5 protein-coding genes are annotated in these 3,132 nt (G+C 56.0%); 4 read left to right on the forward strand and 1 reads right to left on the reverse strand.

All coding sequences use genetic code 11. The annotated features are described in order from the left end of the window. Positions 1–88: 88 nt before the first annotated feature. The 3 genes from ACH2EH_RS20980 to ACH2EH_RS20990 all read left to right on the forward strand — a co-directional run bounded on the left by ACH2EH_RS20980 (position 89) and on the right by ACH2EH_RS20990 (position 2,287). The gene (locus tag ACH2EH_RS20980) at positions 89–463 is read left to right on the forward strand and encodes a cytochrome C oxidase subunit IV family protein (RefSeq protein ID WP_395144787.1); all 375 of its coding nucleotides are present in this window, start codon (positions 89–91) and stop codon (positions 461–463) included. Positions 464–524: 61 nt separating this feature from the next. After that, positions 525–1,277, forward strand: a complete 753-nt coding sequence (locus tag ACH2EH_RS20985) for a ThuA domain-containing protein (RefSeq protein WP_395144789.1) — start codon at positions 525–527, stop codon at positions 1,275–1,277. Further along, positions 1,274–2,287 carry a Gfo/Idh/MocA family protein gene (locus ACH2EH_RS20990; RefSeq protein WP_395144791.1) on the forward strand — a complete coding sequence of 338 codons (1,014 nt, stop codon included), beginning with the start codon at positions 1,274–1,276 and terminating at the stop codon, positions 2,285–2,287. Before ACH2EH_RS20985 ends, ACH2EH_RS20990 begins: the two co-directional genes overlap by 4 nt. 13 nt (positions 2,288–2,300) lie before the next feature. On the opposite strand, the gene ACH2EH_RS20995 is transcribed toward ACH2EH_RS20990, so the two are convergent. Next, positions 2,301–2,810: a DUF1648 domain-containing protein gene (locus ACH2EH_RS20995; RefSeq protein ID WP_395144793.1), complete on the reverse strand. Its 510-nt coding sequence runs from the start codon at positions 2,808–2,810 to the stop codon at positions 2,301–2,303. 78 nt (positions 2,811–2,888) lie between these two features. On the opposite strand from ACH2EH_RS20995, the gene ACH2EH_RS21000 reads away from it, so the two are divergent. After that, positions 2,889–3,132 (forward strand): AAA family ATPase (locus ACH2EH_RS21000; protein WP_395144795.1); only part of this gene is annotated, 244 nt, incomplete at its 3' end.

The raw sequence follows: 3,132 nt of genomic DNA on the forward strand, positions 1-3,132 counted from the left end.
GAGATGATAGGGCTGTACTGGCACTTTGTTGACATCGTGTGGATCTTCCTGTTCCCGCTGATGTACCTGATCTCGTAAAGGAAAGACGATGGCAGATAATACACACGGACACAGCCCGGCTCATCCGGCAGTTGAAGTCATTCATCATCCCAAACCTGCGCTTTACTGGCTGACTTATGGGATACTATTTGTTCTGTTGATCGTGACAGTGGTACTCTACTACTTTGATCTGAGTGCTGCGAGCGGCTTAGTAGGGCTTAACTTTGTGATCGCAATGATTGTGGCGACAGCTAAAGCCTACTTGGTTGTGCGCAACTTTATGAATGTCAAAGGAAGCACCAAGCTGACCTTCCTCTGGGCTGTTCTAGGCTTTGTCTGGCTGATGCTCATGGCAGGCGTCTTCCTAGACTCTCAGAATCGCCCACACCAGGGAGGCTGGGAAAAGCCGTTTGTCCGCTATTAGTGGGCAACTACCTAAGCCCGGCGCGTCTGTGCCGGGCTTTTTACTTTGGAGACAATAAACAATGACTGTTACCGTTTGGGGAGAGAATCTCCATGAGAAGCAGCACGAAGCGGTGCAAAAAGTCTATCCCGATGGGATGCACAATGCTATCGCGGCTGGTCTGCGCGAGCTACTTGGGGAAAATACCACCGTTCGCACGGCGACCCTTGATCAACCGGAGCATGGCTTGACGGATGAGATTCTCAATAGCACGGATGTACTGACTTGGTGGGGACACATGGGCCATGACAAAGTTGAGGATGGCATTGTTGAGAAAGTCCACAAGCGCGTTTTAGAGGGGATGGGCCTGATTGTACTGCACTCGGGGCACTACTCTAAGATCTTCCGAAAGCTCATGGGCACCACCTGTGGGCTGATCTGGCGCGACGACGACCTAGAGCGGGTCTGGACGGTGCGGCCTGGACACCCAATTGCTGAGGGATTGCCACCCGTATTCACGGTTCCTCTGACCGAGATGTACGGGGAGTTTTTTGATATTCCCCAGCCCGATGAGTTGGTTTTTATCTCTAGTTACGGTGGGGGTGAGGTATTCCGTTCAGGCTGCTGCTGGAACCGTGGGCGCGGAAAAGTCTTCTATTTCTCGCCGGGCCACGAGACCTACCCGATCTACTTCCAGCCGGAGATTCGTCGCGTGATCGCCAACGCGGCAAAGTGGGCCGCTCCCACCACCGCACTGGGAATCCGGGGCTGTCCACATGCTGTCAGGGGCTGGTTTGAGACGAACCCTAATTTGGGCTGGGAGAAGAAGTCGTGAGGAAGGCACTGCTTGTGGGCGCGGGCGGCATGGGCCAGGGCTGGGCGAAGAACCTTGCCGCCCGCGCCGATCAAGTGACTCTTGCGGGCTGGGTGGATATTCGCGAGGGGGCCGCCGCCGCTGCCGCTGAGAAGAACGCACTCAGCGTGGCTTGGACGGGCACGGAGCTAGAGTGCGCCATCGCTGAGGTTCAGCCGGACTTTGTGGTAGACGTGACAATCCCGGAAGCCCATCATGACGTAACGCTAATGGCGCTGGCACACGGCATTCCCGTGATTGGCGAGAAACCGATGGCACACTCGATGGAGGCAGCGCGGGCCATGGTGGCAGCGAGCGAAAAATCTGGCAAGCTCTACATGGTGAGCCAGTCGCGCCGCTACGACAATCGCATAATGGCCTACCGACGGCTGATCGAGAAGACCTGTGGGCCGCTGGGAATCCTCAATGCGGACTTCTATATTGGAGCACACTTCGGGGGATTTCGTGACGAAATGGACCATGTCTTGCTTCTTGACATGGCGATTCATAGCTTCGATCAGGCACGCTTTCTCTCAGGAGCTGATCCCGTGTCGGTCTATGCGGAGGAGTTTAATCCGGCGTGGTCCTGGTACAAGGGCGCGGCCTCCGCGACGTGCTTATTCGAGATGGCAAATGGGCTGCGCTTCACCTACCGAGGCTCGTGGTGTGCGGAGGGCTTGCACTCTAGCTGGGAGTGCGACTGGCGCGCCGTCGGAGCGCATGGCACGGCGCTCTGGGATGGGCATAGCACACTCAAGGGCGCAAAAGTCACGGGCACGGAGGGATTCCACCACACTACCGAAGCCCAAGAGGAGTCCATCACCGAGGAAGTCTCTAGTGGCATCGCGGGGAGCCTTGAGGATTTTCTGCACGCGCTCGACACGGGAGCCATCCCTATGGGCGAGTGCCACGACAACATCAAGAGCCTCGCAATGGTCTTCGGCGCAGTCGAGTCCGCCACAACGGGTAAACGGGTACAGATCACCGTCTGACTAAAATCCCCGCTTACATATCGGGGATCTTGCTGCCGCGAACCATCTGGACTGTCCAAATTGCGGTGAATATCATAAAGCCAGCGAAGTAGACAAAGAACAGAGGCCCAAGCTGACCGTCGCCTCGTAGGTTCGCGAGAAACGTCGTGTGCATCACGGCAATCAGAAAGGTGATGGTCACGATTCCAAAGACCGACATCTGGTGTGCCATACGACTCAGAGTCTGCTCGCGGCGCTCTGGGGCGAGCCAGTACTCTTTATGGGGCAGGTTGATCATGTCATTGGGCGTCTTTTTGAGAAGCCAGCCCATGCCCGCCCAAAGTAGCGAGCACACTCCAACGAGTACGAGATAAAAAATCGCAAAGCTGAGCTTGCTCATCCAGCCATCCGCCTGTCCTGAGGGGCCAAAGTGAGAGGCCATCTTGTCGGGAAGGGCAGCGTAGTAGTAGGCAATGTGAACTCCTGCGAGCGCAGGCAGGAGCAGAAGTGTCTTTTGTGCCCAGGTCAACGGAGGGGCTTGCATTTCTTGTTGTAGCATGTTTACCTCACTCAAGAAATTATACCGTCATTTGTTGTCTGACGATGGTAGAATGCAACGTTTATGCGCCTCAAGCGGTTGACCCTCCATGGTTTTAAGACGTTCGCAGATAAGACGGAGATTGAGTTCGTCCCTGGCGTGACGTGTATTGTCGGGCCTAATGGGTCGGGCAAGTCCAATCTGCTCGACGCGCTGGTCTGGTGTTTGGGGGAGCAAAAAGCCTCTAATCTGCGTGCAACGAATGCACGCGATGTGATCTTCGCAGGCTCGTCCAAGCGCAAGCCAATGGGCATGGCCGAAGTCACGC

The sequence above is a fragment of the Armatimonas sp. genome (genome assembly GCF_043760365.1).
Classification (GTDB): domain Bacteria; phylum Armatimonadota; class Armatimonadia; order Armatimonadales; family Armatimonadaceae; genus Armatimonas.